This window comes from Paenibacillus sp. SN-8-1 (assembly GCF_050995535.1).
In the GTDB taxonomy this organism is placed as follows: domain Bacteria; phylum Bacillota; class Bacilli; order Paenibacillales; family Paenibacillaceae; genus Fontibacillus.
This window is the reverse complement of record NZ_CP194782.1, coordinates 3,560,033-3,573,810: the sequence shown is the minus strand read 5'-3', so window position 1 is coordinate 3,573,810 and position 13,778 is coordinate 3,560,033. Positions and strand designations below refer to the sequence as shown.

The 13,778-nt window shown below is 49.7% G+C and carries 15 protein-coding genes; 10 read left to right on the top strand and 5 right to left on the bottom strand.

The features are described from left to right. Nucleotides 1-37 precede the first annotated feature (37 nt). Genes wecB through ACRRNK_RS17460 form a run of 8 tightly spaced genes read left to right on the top strand, consistent with a single transcriptional unit; the run spans nt 38 to nt 6,981 of the window. Complete coding sequence (gene wecB / locus ACRRNK_RS17495) at nt 38-1,129, top strand: non-hydrolyzing UDP-N-acetylglucosamine 2-epimerase (RefSeq protein ID WP_433943954.1); 1,092 nt, start codon at nt 38-40, stop codon at nt 1,127-1,129. Then, on the top strand, nt 1,122-2,108 hold the full coding sequence (locus ACRRNK_RS17490) for a polysaccharide biosynthesis protein (RefSeq protein ID WP_433943953.1): 987 nt from the start codon (nt 1,122-1,124) through the stop codon (nt 2,106-2,108). Before wecB ends, ACRRNK_RS17490 begins: the two co-directional genes overlap by 8 nt. Beyond that, nucleotides 2,105-2,941: a dTDP-4-dehydrorhamnose reductase family protein gene (locus ACRRNK_RS17485; protein WP_433943952.1), complete on the top strand. Its 837-nt coding sequence runs from the start codon at nt 2,105-2,107 to the stop codon at nt 2,939-2,941. The genes ACRRNK_RS17490 and ACRRNK_RS17485 overlap by 4 nt, the downstream gene beginning before the upstream one ends. Further along, on the top strand, nt 2,928-3,839 hold the full coding sequence (locus tag ACRRNK_RS17480) for an NAD-dependent epimerase/dehydratase family protein (protein WP_433943951.1): 912 nt from the start codon (nt 2,928-2,930) through the stop codon (nt 3,837-3,839). Before ACRRNK_RS17485 ends, ACRRNK_RS17480 begins: the two co-directional genes overlap by 14 nt. Beyond that, nucleotides 3,836-4,552: a glycosyltransferase gene (locus tag ACRRNK_RS17475; RefSeq protein WP_433946934.1), complete on the top strand. Its 717-nt coding sequence runs from the start codon at nt 3,836-3,838 to the stop codon at nt 4,550-4,552. Before ACRRNK_RS17480 ends, ACRRNK_RS17475 begins: the two co-directional genes overlap by 4 nt. Nucleotides 4,553-4,603: 51 nt before the next feature. Beyond that, a complete protein-coding gene (locus ACRRNK_RS17470; protein WP_433943950.1) occupies nt 4,604-5,191 on the top strand; it encodes a class I SAM-dependent methyltransferase in 588 nt (195 codons plus the stop codon). A 36-nt stretch (nt 5,192-5,227) separates the two neighbouring features. Beyond that, the gene (locus tag ACRRNK_RS17465; protein ID WP_433943949.1) at nt 5,228-5,950 is read left to right on the top strand and encodes a glycosyltransferase; all 723 of its coding nucleotides are present in this window, start codon (nt 5,228-5,230) and stop codon (nt 5,948-5,950) included. Then, nucleotides 5,947-6,981, top strand: coding sequence for a glycosyltransferase family 4 protein (locus tag ACRRNK_RS17460; RefSeq protein ID WP_433943948.1), 1,035 nt, complete (start codon nt 5,947-5,949; stop codon nt 6,979-6,981). The genes ACRRNK_RS17465 and ACRRNK_RS17460 overlap by 4 nt, the downstream gene beginning before the upstream one ends. 165 nt (nt 6,982-7,146) lie before the next feature. Here ACRRNK_RS17460 and ACRRNK_RS17455 read toward each other — a convergent pair whose 3' ends face one another. Together ACRRNK_RS17455 and ACRRNK_RS17450 are read right to left on the bottom strand one after the other, a co-directional pair. Then, nucleotides 7,147-7,308: a hypothetical protein gene (locus tag ACRRNK_RS17455; protein WP_433943947.1), complete on the bottom strand. Its 162-nt coding sequence runs from the start codon at nt 7,306-7,308 to the stop codon at nt 7,147-7,149. A 9-nt stretch (nt 7,309-7,317) separates the two neighbouring features. Further along, the gene (locus ACRRNK_RS17450; RefSeq protein ID WP_433943946.1) at nt 7,318-8,544 is read right to left on the bottom strand and encodes a glycosyltransferase family 4 protein; all 1,227 of its coding nucleotides are present in this window, start codon (nt 8,542-8,544) and stop codon (nt 7,318-7,320) included. A 166-nt stretch (nt 8,545-8,710) separates the two neighbouring features. Between ACRRNK_RS17450 and ACRRNK_RS17445 the strand changes: the two genes are divergently transcribed. Then, nucleotides 8,711-9,061, top strand: coding sequence for a hypothetical protein (locus ACRRNK_RS17445; protein ID WP_433943945.1), 351 nt, complete (start codon nt 8,711-8,713; stop codon nt 9,059-9,061). 179 nt (nt 9,062-9,240) lie between these two features. Here the strand turns inward: ACRRNK_RS17445 and ACRRNK_RS17440 are convergent, their stop codons facing one another. Then, the gene (locus tag ACRRNK_RS17440) at nt 9,241-10,308 is read right to left on the bottom strand and encodes a glycosyltransferase family 4 protein (protein ID WP_433943944.1); all 1,068 of its coding nucleotides are present in this window, start codon (nt 10,306-10,308) and stop codon (nt 9,241-9,243) included. A 193-nt stretch (nt 10,309-10,501) separates the two neighbouring features. On the opposite strand from ACRRNK_RS17440, the gene ACRRNK_RS17435 reads away from it, so the two are divergent. After that, nucleotides 10,502-11,758 (top strand): YhcN/YlaJ family sporulation lipoprotein, encoded by a 1,257-nt coding sequence (locus ACRRNK_RS17435; protein ID WP_433943943.1) that lies wholly within the window; start codon nt 10,502-10,504, stop codon nt 11,756-11,758. Between the two features lie 89 nt (nt 11,759-11,847). Here ACRRNK_RS17435 and nagA read toward each other — a convergent pair whose 3' ends face one another. Both nagA and nagB read right to left on the bottom strand, forming a co-directional pair. Further along, nucleotides 11,848-13,035, bottom strand: a complete 1,188-nt coding sequence (nagA, locus tag ACRRNK_RS17430) for an N-acetylglucosamine-6-phosphate deacetylase (protein WP_433943942.1) — start codon at nt 13,033-13,035, stop codon at nt 11,848-11,850. Continuing rightward, nucleotides 13,032-13,763, bottom strand: a complete 732-nt coding sequence (gene nagB, locus ACRRNK_RS17425; RefSeq protein WP_433943941.1) for a glucosamine-6-phosphate deaminase — start codon at nt 13,761-13,763, stop codon at nt 13,032-13,034. Before nagB ends, nagA begins: the two co-directional genes overlap by 4 nt. Nucleotides 13,764-13,778 lie beyond the last annotated feature (15 nt).

The window sequence follows — 13,778 nt, the reverse complement described above, 5'->3', positions numbered from 1 at the left end:
TCTATGAGCTCAAAATAATGGAAAAGGAGCTGAGCACATGAGGATTATGACGATTTTGGGAACTCGTCCTGAAATCATTCGGTTGAGTCTGATTATTCCTATGCTCGACCGATATGCCGACAAGCATGTCTTGGTGCACACGGGTCAGAACTTTACCTCCAGCCTGAGCGAAATTTTCTTCACCCAGCTCGGTCTGCGTTCTCCTGATTATGTGCTGCAGGATCGGCAGGCTTCCCTTGGCGGACAGCTCTCGGCCATGTTCCTGCAAGCCGAAGCGATCCTTGAGAAGGAGAAGCCCGATAAGGTGCTGCTGCTTGGAGATACGAATAGTGCTCTGTGTGCAATATTGGCTGAGCGCATGGGAATTCCAGTCGTGCATATGGAAGCAGGCAACCGATGCTTTGATCTGGATGTACCCGAAGAAAAGAACCGTAAGGTTATTGATGCCATTTCGACAATTAACATGCCCTATACCGAGCAAAGCAAGCGGCATTTAATACAGGAGGGAGTGCCCAGCAACCGGATCGTGCTGACCGGCAATCCCATCTACGAAGTCATGAAGCACTATGAAGATCGAATATTAGGCAGTGATATTTTGAAGAGGCTGGATGTTGAGCCTGGGGACTATTTCCTGGTTACAACTCACCGGGCTGAGAATGTGGACCGTCCGGAGCATCTGCTTGAGATTATGAAGGGCCTTAATAAGGTAGCGGAAAACTACGGCCGCCGGTTAATCTGCAGTCTGCATCCCCGGACAAAGTCCCGTATAGAGAAGGACTTCACGCTGCAGATGAATCCACTTGTTGAATTTCATGAGCCGTTCGGATTCTTTGATTTTGTTCATTTGGAGCGGCACACCCTGTGCGCATTGACAGACAGCGGTACGGTGCAGGAAGAGTGCTGCATTATGCATGTGCCGACAGTGACGCTCCGCAGGACAACGGAACGTCCCGAGACTGTCGACTGCGGCAGTAATATTATCTCTGGACTGAATGCGGACCGCATTGCGGATTCTGTAAGGCTAATGACGGAAATGGACTGCAATTGGGAATGCCCTGAAGGTTATTTGGCAGATCACGTTTCGGAGAAGGTAGTTAAATTCTTGCTTGGAGGGAAACAGCATGTTTAATAATCAAGTCATATTAGTCACAGGCGGGACCGGCTCTTGGGGGTATGAGTTGATCAGGCAGCTGCTCCCACAGCAGCCCAAAGAGATTATTATATACTCCAGAAGCGAATCGACCCAGGTAGCCATGAGCCGTGCCTTTGAAGATGATCGTCTGACTTTCCGTATCGGTGATATCAGGGACAAGGAGGCGCTGACAGCAGCCTGCAAAAATGTCGATTACGTATTCCATTTGGCGGCGCTGAAGCATGTACCTGTCTGTGAAGACCAGCCCTATGAAGCGCTGAAGACGAATGTCATTGGTACTCAGAATGTGATTGATGCCGCGATGGATAATGACGTGAAGAAAGTAATCTATATTTCAACCGACAAGGCGGCCAATCCGTCCAATTTCTATGGGATGACCAAGGCTATCGGGGAGAAGCTTATTGTCTATGCGAACCTGCTTCCCACACGGACCAAGTTCGTCTGTGTCAGAGGCGGCAATGTGCTTGGAACGAACGGCAGTGTCGTTCATTTATTCATGAACCAGATTGAGCAGAAGAGACAGGTTAGAATTACGGATCTGAATATGACCCGGTTCTTTCTTACCCTGCCTGATGCGATCAAGCTTCTGTTCAAAGCTTCAGCTCAGAGCCTTGGCGGAGAAATATTTGTGATGACTATGCCGACATGCAAAATTGTCGATCTTGCCGAGGTGCTGATTGAAGCCTCTGGCAAGGAGAATGTAGAGATCATTGAAACAGGAATTCGTCCTGGTGAGAAGATTCACGAAATCCTTATGAGTGACTTCGAAAGCCAGACCACCGTTGTCTACGACGAAGAATATCTGGTGATACTCCCTACGCTGAACATTCCGAATTTGAAAGAGTATTACCAGCACTCTCCGAAGGTATCCTTCTCAAGCTTCAGCTCCGAGAAGAATCTTATGACCAAAGAGGAGATTAAGGACATCCTCATACGGGGAGGCTTCTTGTCATGAAGCTGCTCATATTTGGCGGAAGCGGGATGGCCGGTCACCTGCTGGTCCGCTACTTCAAAGAGCAGGGCAAGCATCAGGTGTTCTATACAACCCGGAACCCGCAGGATCCGCAGGGTCTCATCCTGGATGTGAACGACTTGACCACCGTAGAGAAGGCGGTGGAGATTGTCCGTCCGAATGTCATTATTAATGCAGTAGGGGTACTGAACCAGGCTGCGGAGACTGACAAAATCGGGGCTTACCACGTCAATGGCTTCCTGCCTCATCGGCTGTGGCGCGCGGCTGATTCCATAGACGCCCGGCTGATTCATATCAGTACAGACTGTGTCTTCCTGGGCACCCGCGGCAAATACACGGAGGAGGATGAACCCGACGGCACTTCCTCTTACGCCATAACCAAGGCGCTGGGAGAGATTCGGAGCGAAGGGCATCTGACGATCCGTACCTCGATCATCGGGCCGGAGATTCGCCCCTCGGGTATTGGTCTTCTCGGATGGTTCCTGAATCAGGCTGGAGACGTATCAGGCTACCGGCATGTGCTGTGGAACGGAGTGACCACGCTTCAATTGGCAAAAGTTATAGATGCCTCACTAGATTCGGAGCTCTCCGGTCTTATTCATCTGGCCCATCCGGATATCGTCAGCAAGTATGAGCTGCTGCAGATGTTCCAGGAGACTTGGAACAAGTCGGATATTCGTATTATCCCTGCCGATGAGCCTATATTAGACCGAACTCTGATATCTACCCGACCTGACGTCAAATTTAAGCTTCCCGCTTATCCTGTGATGCTGCGGGAGCTTGCAGAATGGATGAGTCGTTATGAGCCAAATTAATGTGCTTATCACAGGCGCGGCCGGATTTACCGGCCGTCATGCCTGTCGTTACTTTGTAGCCAAAGGCTATCATGTCATTGCCGCCGTCCGTAATTCGGCTAGACATGGTGAGCCGGGCGTGGAATATATCTCCTGTGATCTTACCAGCAAGGAGCAGGTCTGGCAGCTGGTCAAGAAGGCTAATCCCAGGTATGTTCTGCACTTGGGCGGCAAGAACTCAGTGCCGGAATCCTGGGGAGAACCCTTGCTATATATGGAGAGCAATATTATGGGAAGCTTGTATCTGCTTCAAGCACTTCGGGAATCAGGTTGTTCAAGCCGTGTCCTTGTTGCCGGTTCACGGCTCAAGTTCGAACTTAGCCAGCCGCTGGCTCCCACACATCCTTATGCACTTAGCAAATCAATACAAGAGGCTGCTGCTTTGTCCTGGGGGAAGCTGTTCCATCAGGACGTGCTGGTTGCCGAACCGGGCAATCTGATAGGACCAGGCCCATCCACCGGTATATGTGCGCTGCTCGCCAAGTATATCGTGAACGCGGAGCAGGGAGAACAGCAGAAGCCTTTTCGCCTTTCCTCGGCTGAGGAACGCCGAGACTTTCTTGATGTCCGGGACGCCGTTGCAGCCTACGAGGTGCTTCTTCAACATGGGGAGACCGGGAGTGTTACCCCGGTATGCTCAGGCCAAGAGCGCAGACTTGGCGAAGTTGCAGAGCTTTATACCTCTTTATCGACTGCGGACGTGGCTATTGTAGCTGGAGATGCACCGGGAAGCGGTGCTGATGAAGCTGTTCAGCCTCAGCGTTTATGGGAACTGGGATGGAAGCCGGAATATGCCTGGAGACAGTCCCTGGGCGATATCCTGGACTATTTTCGGGCGGAAAGGGCTGAGTGGCTGTGAATCCAAAGGTATCCATTCTGATTCCCTTTTATAATTGCCCTTATATTGGGCAGGCGATTAAGAGTGCCCTGAAGCAAACCTATGACAATATCGAAATTATTGTGGTGGATGACGGTTCTACAAGCTATACGAAGCTGATCAAGCCCTACATGAAGAGTGTCTATTATTTAGGCAAAGCCAACGGGGGCACGGCAACCGCCCTGAATCACGGAATTCAGCATGCATCGGGAGAGTATATTGCCTGGCTCAGCTCGGATGATTTATTTTACAAAAATAAAATCAAGCATCAGGTCCAGTTCATGAAGCAGACGGGGGCTTCCATCTCATTTACGAACTTCAATTATATTAATCAAAATGGAGTGGTAACCCGCCACGGGGCAGGGGGCGATCCACTTACTCCACTTCAGCTGTACATCAGCTTCCTTAACAGCAATCCGGTTAATGGGTGTACCGTGATGGCCCGCCGGAGTTTATTCGGGCAGATCGGTCTATTTGATGAAAGTCTGACCTACACACACGATTATGAGTTCTGGATGCGGGCTGTGCTGGCGGGATTATCGCTGCCTTATTTGAATGAGAATCTGACTGCGTACCGCTGGCACACCGGTATGGGTACGGTTCGTCATAGTGCGGCTATTGCCGGGGAAATAGAGATTGTCCGTTCCCGTTATTCAGAGCAGCTTAGAAATCTTATTTCTGTTACGCCAGCCTAAATTCTGATTCTTCAGTTGTGGATGACGGACCGAGTCGAAGGGGGAAAGTGTATGTATGAAGAAACCGAGGAACCCCGCTTTATATCGGCACTCCGGGAGCGGCTGAAGTTCGCTGACAGCGTACTGGATATCGGCTGCGGGATCGGTGCCATGTGGGATCATTACGACAGCAAAATCATCATCGGAGTGGATATCCACAGAGCCTATCTGGAGCACCTGATCCATCTTCCGCGCCGCGCTATTCCGATTCATGCAGATGCCAGACGAATAGGTGAACTGTTCATGCCGCGCTCCATTTCCGCAGTGACGCTCATAGACTCGCTGGAGCATTTTACGAAAGAGGATGGGCTTAAGGTTCTGAAGGATGCGGAGAATATTGCAAGAGATCAGGTTATTGTCTTCACGCCGCGTGGTTTCTTCCCTCAGGAGGGTGTAGATAACTATGGGCTAAGTGGGGAGCAATATCAAAAGCATTATAGCGGCTGGGAGAGCGGCGAATTGCTCCAGCTCGGATATAACGTGAAAGTATTTAAGAACTTTCATCATGCGGAGAACCCCTCATTTGTGGAGGCTTATGGGGTGGATCATCCGCCTGTCGATGCGATCTTTGCTTGGAAGCTGATGAAGGGTAAGGACTAATATCAGTAAAACAAAGCGGGAAAGTGGTGCTATGACATGAGTGCTCAACCTAAAGTGTCGATCGTGATCCCATTTTATAACTGCGAATATATCGATCAGGCCATCGCTAGCGCACTTGCTCAGACCTACAAAAATATCGAAGTTATCGTTGTGGATGATGGATCCACGCAGTACCAGCATTTGTTGGAACCTTATAAAGACAAGATCCGCTATTTTTATAAGCCCAACGGGGGCACTGCCAGCGCCTTGAATTATGGCATCGCGAAGTCCACAGGACAATACTTCGCATGGCTCAGCGCAGATGACCGCTATGTTCCTGAGAAAGTCGAGCGGCAGCTTGCCTTCATGAACAAGGTTGGTTCGATTGCGAGCCACACAGCCTATTATTATATTAATGCAGCAGGAGGACGGACGGGGGAAATTCACGCCAACTATACTACCAAGAAGGAATTCTATGAGACCCTGCTTAGCGGGTGTCCTATAAATGGCTGCAGTGTCATGCTGCATATGTATATTTTTGAACGCATTGGGATGTTTGATGAACAGCGCCGCTATACCCATGACTATGATCTATGGCTTCGGCTGCTGCAGCATTTCGATTTTCACTATCTGGATGAAAGTCTGCTTGAATATCGGGTACATGGAACAATGGGGACACTGAACCACTGGGATGAGATTCAGCAGGATATGCTGGTCATACAGAGCAAGTATGGGAATTCCCTGCGAACCTTGATTGAGAAAGAGAGGGGCCAGGGATGAAATTTACTTTTCCAATTGTAACGCTATGTCATGGCGGGGCTCAGCGAATGCTGGCTGAGATTACGAACGGACTTATTGGTCTTGGTCATGAAGTGACGATTGTTATGCCCAAACAGGGCGTTGTAGAGTATGAGGTTCGTTCTCACATCATTCAGACGGGGAATATGGACCTGTACGCAGAGGACTTTCCTCAAGGCGATGTCATCGTATCTAACTTCTACACCACAGTTGCCTGCTCGCAGGCGGCAAGCGAGATGGGCAAGGGGGTTCATATCCGGCTGTCGCTATGCTATGAACCGGCATTCCTCTACGACAATCATCTTTCCTTTCCCACTTATCATATGACAAATAATCTGCTGGTCCTCTCCGAGTGGCAGCAGGATCTAATCCAGCTCCTGCATGGGATTAAGGGGCATATTGTCCCGATTGGAGTAAGCCCCTATTTCCAGAATCTCCATATCCGGGATCAGATTGCGGAACCTCTGAATATATCCGCCATACTGAGAAGGATCGAGAGTGAATTCTCCTGGCATCGCGAGCAAGACTACTTAATCTCCCAGCTTAACCTGGTTCAGGCTCTTCACCCTGAAGTGATCATCAATCTGATCTGTCCTCCTCAGGAGTTCCAAGAATCTCCTAACCTGCAGGGACTCCGGGATACCGGAAGATACCGGATTCTGACTCCTGCCAATGATGTCGAGCTGCGTTACCATTATAACCACACGGATATATTCGTAAGCTCCGGCACTTACGATGCGGGATCACTTCCGGGCCTGGAGGCTATGCGGTGCGGGGCTGCGCTGGTCACGGTATATTCGGGCGGGAACTTAAAGTATGGACGACATGAGCGGAATTGTTTAATGTCCTACCGGTATGAGAACCGCCTGGCACAAGATATAATTCGGTTGGTTGAAGACCCTGTTCTCCGTAAGTCCCTGGCGCTTGAGGGTGAGCGAGTGTCTTATGAGTACACCTGGGGGCGAAGTGTGGAGGCTTTCCAGCAGGCCGTGTATGAGATTTTATGGCGGTAAAATAGAAAAACAGCCAATTCTGACCTGCACCCCAATGGGTAGACACTAACTAACCATTGGGGTGCAGGTCATGATTGCGGCTGTTTTTTTGTGATTGCTGATCTTTCTAATCCAATTAGGTTATACGAAGGTTCCTCGTATAGCCTGATTGTTATCTTCATGATGCTATTCGATCCAGCTCATCACTCTCGGATCAGGTATTACATAGTTGTCCGGCAGGTTCTCCATGATTGTATTTAATATGAAATAATCGACTTCCATGCCTGAAGATCCGGCAGGGTGCAGAAACCACGCATTATACAAATCACTAGGCGCTTTCAATTCCATGATTTGATCTTAACCTCCTGTCAGTTCTTGATAGACCCTCCAAGTTCCCTGATACATCTGGGCTAGCGTACGGTTCCTGAATACCCACTGGCTTGCATGATATCCAAGCGTACTGCGTTCCCCGGGACTGCTAAGCAGACGGCTGAGCTGAGCGCATAGTGAAGCAGGGTCCTCGGGAGCGAACAATAATCCGGTGATGCTTTCCTGGATCATTTCGGGCATTCCCGTGGCATTCGCAGCGATAGAGGCTACTCCGGCAAGCTGTGCTTCAGTCAGAGAGAAAGGCTGGGTGTCCTGAAGGCTCGGCTGGACATAGATGTCCGCCTGCTTAAGAGCTGAAGGAATATTATCAACCATGCCCAGGAACTCTACTTCCTGGCTTATTCCAAGTTCCATGCAGCGATTTTGAAGCTGCGCAAGCATGCCGCCATCCCCGATAATCCAGCAGTTCCAATCGGTACGAGTTCTGCTGAGAAGCCCAAGAGCTTCTATAAGTATCTGGACGCCCTTCACATATTCGAGCCGTCCCGTATACATGATGAGCTTCTTGTCAGGATTCTTGGCCTTGGGGAACTCTGCGGCCGACTTAGCTAGAAAGGCATGAATATCTACTCCGTAGGGTACTTGGCGGATCTTCCCCTCAGGAATTCCGGACTCTATAATAAGCCCCTTGATCCATCCAGAACTGACAAGCACAAGGTCCGAAGCCTCCGCTCCGAGATACTCTAGCGAACTATAATGCTTACCGTAGGTTCCTGCGCGAAATTCGGTCCAGGTGAGTCCTGGATGAAAGGAACGAGAGTCATGGTAACCTTCCCTCGCAAGGGAACCGTGAAAGCTGACAAGCAGTGGAACGGGTCTGCGGAGGATTCTTCTAATACAGAGAGCGGCGATAGGGTCCTGAGCGTGGATCAAGTCATAATGATTCACACCAAGTGTTGCGGCTCCCATCTCAAATGCATAACGGTCACTCTCGATGGCCATGGCCTGTGGACAAGCATGAAGCTGCGGAAGCGGTGCGCCGGCCAGATTCCGGCGAATCAGGGGAAGGACCGAGTCTTTGGAGAACCGGCGATCCACTCCTGCCACATAAACGGAATTGGTGCTAAGATCAGTCCCCATCAGATCCACTTCATGCCCATGAGTTCTCAGACGGTCTGCGAGTTGATTCATATATGTGCGAATCCCGCCCATACTTGTTAACCACCAATAGGTCACGAGTAATATTTTCATCATGAATCCTCCTCTGCACTTAAAGGGGTATCTTGTTTATTTTATGTACCGAACTCCTCAAGGTACGAGATGGGGCGCAAAAAGGGCACTGGCTCGGAAGTTCACTTGTCCGCCGGGGTCCAAACTGACACGGCGGACCATCATATACTGTCACAAAGGGGGAGGTATAGTGGCTTACTACACCTTTACGATGAACAGGAATCTTCTTGAAGGATCCGCCATTCATCTGATGGATATTGTTATCGCGAACTCTGGAGTACAGACCTATGATGTCTATTTGGATGCGCATGATACTAGGAACGAATTATTCAGGTTTTTGTACCGAATTGGTCCAGCTAATTCACCTAATGGAAGTGCGCTAATTCAGAATGTGGGGATCTATCATGATCCCATCAATCTGCGGATTATAACGAACAGACTCATACCGGGACATTGTGTGGTGAGAATGTATCTGAAGAATGAATATGGTGTGGTGATCGGTGTACTGAGTGAATATCAGCTTCATAAATTGGCTGATTAATGGGTGTTTGGCAAATCACCCGCCATCATTTTGAAAAGTCCAATTGATTGGCAAAGTGAATGAAAAAACAGCCGAACCGGGCAGGGAGAAACCAATTTCCCTGTCCGGTTCACATTTTGTATGGAGTATAGTACATAAGAAGTTGGGATGCGGGCCAACGCGGCTTATATTAGATGAGATTAACTGACATCGAGACAGTTCATCATATGAATGAAGGATTCAGCGTAATTACCGGGGGCAAATGATTCTGTGATTAGCCGAATGCCCTGCTCGCAAATATACTGTCTTAGCGGAAGATTGCGCATCATATCCAGCCCTTCACTTACAGCTTCATCAATATTTCCAAGGCTGTAGAATTTGCCGGTCTGATTATGTTTAATGAAAGATCTCACCCCATCCGAATCCGTACTGAGCACCGGACAGCCGCAGGCAATAGCTTCACCAACCGCATAACCGAATCCCTCCACCATGGAGGTGGATAAGAGAAACCCTCCCGAATTGGCTATCATCGAATACTGAATCGGCATTTGATTATGAGGAACATTGGATACGGTCTGCAAGCGGGTTAAATTCCAGTTAGCTACCCATTTCTTGAATTTATATTGCTCTTCGGGTGTAGCCAGTGTCTCGTCTGTGAGCATTCGCAGCTCAAGATTAGGTATTATTTGCGTGAGGCGGTGGCCGATCTTCAAATACTCAGTCCAATTCTTATTCTTCTCGAGCCGTCCCACCCAACCAAGGATGGGGTGAGGGGATACCCCGATCTCGCGGGGATGAAATACAGAGGTGTCCACCATATTCATAATAATGAACTGACGCAGCCAAGGACATACCTGGTTGAATAGTCCGATAAGGTGAGAGGTGGGGGGGAGGAGCACAGCCTGACAGTAGGATTTTAGGTAAAAGGAGGCGTCTTCAACTAATCTGTGCGCCTGCTCCATCGTACCGAATCCCTGGGCTTCAAATATAATGGGGCCAGGGAATTGAAGCTGCCGGAGACGTTCGGTCATCAAATAGTCGGAAGTGACTACAATGGCGTCAAACTTCTGGGCCTGTAGGATTTGCGAGATGTCTTCATCATAATTTGTAACATAGGTTGGGGTGCTTGTAATATTTTGAAGCCCGGAACCGGGACTGGTATAGAGCAGATGTCCTTCAACACCATATTTACGTAAGGTTTCACATCTAAGTCTGTTCAAGGTCTCGACCCCGCCGCTCGGTACATAAAAGGTAAACAAAATCTTCATGGTGTGCTCATCCTCCCGCAGAGGTTCTTGGATACTAGAATATGGTATGAAAGCCTAATAATTATGGTGTGGGTATATATAACGGCCATATTCATTCCCTGCTAAATCTTAACTGAATACACGTGATCAGCAGGGCGCATTCTAATCCTTGTTAGTCATTATTTTTACTACAATGATGATGGGGGATGAATTCATGCGTGGAGGAAAGGTTGTTAGCTTAACTTTATCGGCTGCTCTTATTGCTGGTATGGTCGGTATTACGGGATGTGGCAAAAATCCGAATAACAACAATTTTCGCACTCAGAATGCGAAGACAGGGAACCGGTATGATCTGAACTCTGTACAGCACAGCCGCATTACGGGGCTGAAATACAGCCCGGCTTTGAGTAACAAAGTATCCGAACTTAGCCAGGTAAGAACTGCACAAGTTCTGGTAACTGACCGTGATGCTTATGTTGCCGTAACCCTTCATGGACCCCATGGAACTTCAGGAGCCGGGTACAGTGCCAAGAGTGTATCCCCAGCCCCAGGCACCCGAACTGGATCTGACGGTTTGAGCCATGGCATCGGAAGATCCGGCGTTGCCGGAAGTCTTCTGGATGCAGCCAGAGGGGGGACATATGGGTCGAGCGGTACAGGTGGTACCCGCACTTACGGAACGTATGGTGCGGACGGTAGAGGAGCCGGAACCCACATGGGTACCAGCTATTATGGTGGAATGAACGGAGGAATCTCAGGGAACTCGTACTACTCATATGGGGGAAGTACAAGTCCAAGATCCTCTGCGGGCACAGGCTATGGATATGCTCCCGGGATTGGAGGGACAGGTACAAATGCAACCGGAATGAACGGGAACATCATGAACAGTAGAGGTATAGGCACAACTACTGGGAATGGAACGATGAATACGAATCATCCAGGTTTGAACGGGGCAAATAACTTCAGCGGCAATGCGCTGGACGGGACAGGCTTTCGTTCAAATAGCCTGAGAGGCACTGGTAACTACATGAATGGAACAGGCGGAACTACAGGCACTTACGGTACTCACGGCACTCACGGCACTCACGGCACTTATGGAACTTATAGTACGAACGGCAGCTACGGTACGAATGGCACCGGCCCTCTGGATAATATCCCTCAATCGTTAAAGAACGAGATTGAACGCAAGATCAAAGCAACTGCACCGCATATCCAGAATGTCCATGTCTCCGGTCATCCTGAATTTGTATCCCGCGTCAGCGGTTATGCTACTCAGTCTCAGGGCGGGAAACTGCTTCGAGGCGTAGAGAGTGATTTCAGCGCACTGATTCAGCGTATATTCCCGTCCCGTGCCGGAACAATGACGGGTCCAAGCGGGTATACACCAGCACCGCGAAATACAAATGGAATCGGGAATACGATCCATGGCCCTCAACCAGGAAATGGATTCTCCGGCGGGACTACCCGCTAAGCTGGTTGGGTAAGAATTAAGAGTAAATAAGGGACTGGACTCCAGGTATCTGAGAAGGATATCTGCAGCCCAGTCTTTATACTGTCCAGCTACTTATTTAGGCGCCCTTTAATCCAGACCTTCCGTATCTCCAGCTCTTGCTGATCTACGAGCAGAAGATCTGCTTGCTTCCCGGTCTCAATGGAGCCTGTACGATTCTCGATTCGAAGCAGCTTGGCAGGGTTGCCGCTGGCCATGCTGGAAGCATGCTCCACACTAAGCCCTACCTGCTGAACAAGATAACGGAATCCGCGAATCATGGTCAGCGTACTCCCTGCAAGTGTTCCCGGGCTTTCTTTTAGCGTACATACATGATCCTTAACAATAACCGGAAGATCGCCAAGCATATACTCTCCGTTACCAAGCCCTGCCGCCGACATCGCATCGGTGATGAGAATGAAGTTCTCATCAGTCTTCAGCTTGGCAATGATGGAAATCGCTGCGGGGTGAACGTGAATCCCGTCAGCAATAATTTCGGCACTTATCTTCGGAGAACTGAGAATGGCGCCTGCTGCTCCAGGCTTACGGTGATGGAGTGGAGTCATGGCATTGAACATGTGTACGGAGTGATGCAGGCCTACTTCCACGGCGGCCATAATCTCCTTATAAGCAGCATCGGTATGGCCTGCCGCAGCCACGATTCCTTTGCTGCGCAGGTAACGGATCAGATCATGCGCCCCTTCACGCTCAGGCGCGAATGTGACTTGTTTGATCAGGCCGGGATATCTCGCTTCCCATTCTTCAATCCAATCTTTACTCGGGGGTACAATATGCTCCGGGTTCTGAGCACCAGGCCATTTCGGGCTGATGAAGGGTCCTTCCAGATGAACGCCTTCGAGCTGGGCAAAAGGCATATCCTTGGACTTGTAGATGTGAACTTCCTCCAGAACCTGGTCCAAGACCTCCCTCGGGGTTGTCATTGTGGTAGCCAGCATCGCGGTGGTACCCTGACTTGCATGAAATTTCGTAATAATATCCAGCGATTCCTGCGTGGAATCAGTAAAATCCTCTTTCATACCTCCATGAACATGGATATCGATGAATCCTGGCAAGATATAGGCTCCCTTGGCATCGATAACCTCGGCCGAACTGGGGACCATAGAAGGGGCTCCGGATGAGGAACCAACATAACTGATGATTCCGTCAATAACGGTGACGGCCCCATCCTTAATAATGCCAAGTGGAGTGACAACTTGACCGTGGTTAATTTGAAAGGTTCGACTGATCTGATTACTCATGACAACCGTCCTCCAGCGGCCTCATCGACCAAGACAACAACATTCGGATGAGTCTGAAGCAGGGTAGCTGGACACTGCGTCGTTAGAGGTCCTGTGAGTGCGCGAGCCAGAATATCGGCCTTGCTTGCTCCTCTAGCCATAAGCAGAATCTGCCGGGATTTCAGAATCGAGGCTATGCCCATCGTCATAGCATGGGTGGGAACTTCATCAATAGAATTGAAGAAGCGGGCATTCGCCGCGCGGGTATCCTTTTTCAGTTCAACCACATGTGTATTTGCCTGGAGCTCGTCAGCAGGCTCATTAAACCCGATATGACCATTATGTCCAATCCCGAGAAGCTGCAGATCAACTTGTCCGGCATCCTCCAGCATTCGGGTGTATTCCTGCGCGGCCTTCTCTGGATCGGCTGCAGTTCCATCAGGAACATGCGTATTCATGAGATCAATGTCCACATGGTTGAAGAGCTTCTCATTCATGAAGCGGCGGTAACTTTCCGGATGATCTGCTGCCAGGCCGATATACTCATCCAAGTTAAAGCTCTGGGCCTTCGCGAAGCTGACCAGCCCCTGTTTGTATAGTTCAATCAGATGGCTGTACACGCCTACCGGTGTGCTGCCGGTTGCAAGACCTAGAATTGCGCGAGGATTCGACTGCAGGAGCCCGGCGATAATACCTGCTCCTACCTCGTTGAATTGTTGGTCATTGGATACTTTGATGATGTTCAGCATTGGAGTCACTTCCCT

Coding starts and splice junctions, on each gene's coding strand:
- ACRRNK_RS17470 (WP_433943950.1), top strand. CDS start 4,604: ATGTATGAAGAAACCGAGGAACCCCGCTTTATATCGGCACTCCGGGAG.
- ACRRNK_RS17490 (WP_433943953.1), top strand. CDS start 1,122: ATGTTTAATAATCAAGTCATATTAGTCACAGGCGGGACCGGCTCTTGG.
- wecB (WP_433943954.1), top strand. CDS start 38: ATGAGGATTATGACGATTTTGGGAACTCGTCCTGAAATCATTCGGTTG.
- ACRRNK_RS17450 (WP_433943946.1), bottom strand. CDS start 8,544: ATGATGAAAATATTACTCGTGACCTATTGGTGGTTAACAAGTATGGGC.
- ACRRNK_RS17440 (WP_433943944.1), bottom strand. CDS start 10,308: ATGAAGATTTTGTTTACCTTTTATGTACCGAGCGGCGGGGTCGAGACC.
- nagA (WP_433943942.1), bottom strand. CDS start 13,035: ATGAGTAATCAGATCAGTCGAACCTTTCAAATTAACCACGGTCAAGTT.
- ACRRNK_RS17435 (WP_433943943.1), top strand. CDS start 10,502: ATGCGTGGAGGAAAGGTTGTTAGCTTAACTTTATCGGCTGCTCTTATT.
- ACRRNK_RS17465 (WP_433943949.1), top strand. CDS start 5,228: ATGAGTGCTCAACCTAAAGTGTCGATCGTGATCCCATTTTATAACTGC.
- ACRRNK_RS17485 (WP_433943952.1), top strand. CDS start 2,105: ATGAAGCTGCTCATATTTGGCGGAAGCGGGATGGCCGGTCACCTGCTG.
- ACRRNK_RS17480 (WP_433943951.1), top strand. CDS start 2,928: ATGAGCCAAATTAATGTGCTTATCACAGGCGCGGCCGGATTTACCGGC.
- ACRRNK_RS17460 (WP_433943948.1), top strand. CDS start 5,947: ATGAAATTTACTTTTCCAATTGTAACGCTATGTCATGGCGGGGCTCAG.
- ACRRNK_RS17455 (WP_433943947.1), bottom strand. CDS start 7,308: ATGGAATTGAAAGCGCCTAGTGATTTGTATAATGCGTGGTTTCTGCAC.
- nagB (WP_433943941.1), bottom strand. CDS start 13,763: ATGCTGAACATCATCAAAGTATCCAATGACCAACAATTCAACGAGGTA.